1 pseudogene is annotated in these 510 nt (G+C 68.0%); it reads left to right on the top strand.

The features are described 5' to 3' along the window. Window positions 1-510, top strand: a pseudogene (locus tag DAI20_RS20435) (glycine dehydrogenase (aminomethyl-transferring)); the annotation flags it as partial.

Genomic DNA, 510 nt, shown 5'->3' with positions numbered 1-510 from the left:
CGGGCGTCGGTCCGTGCGCGGTCAAGGAGCACCTGGCGCCGTTCCTGCCGGGCAAGCTGGGGGACAACGGCCCGGTCGGCATGGTCAGCGCGGCCAGCTTCGGCAGCGCCTCGATCCTGCCGATCAGCTGGATGTACATCGCGATGATGGGCCGCGACGGCCTGCGCAAGGCCACTCAGGTTGCGCAGCTCAACGCCAACTACATCGCCAAGCGCCTGGCCCCGCACTTCAAGACCCTCTACACCGGCCGCAACGGCCTGGTGGCACACGAGTGCATCCTGGACGTGCGCCCGCTGGAGAAGACCAGCGGCATCGGCGCCGAGGACGTGGCCAAGCGCCTGATCGACTTCGGCTTCCATGCCCCGACCCTGAGCTTCCCGGTGGCCGGCACGCTGATGGTCGAACCGACCGAGAGCGAATCGCTGCACGAGCTGGATCGCTTCATCGACGCGATGATCCAGATCCGCGAGGAGATCACCGCGATCGAAGACGGCCGCCTGGACCGCGAGG

This window comes from Planctomonas deserti (genome assembly GCF_003067705.1).
Taxonomy (GTDB): Bacteria; Actinomycetota; Actinomycetes; order Actinomycetales; family Microbacteriaceae; genus Planctomonas; species Planctomonas deserti.
This window is presented reverse-complemented; position numbering and strand designations above follow the sequence as displayed.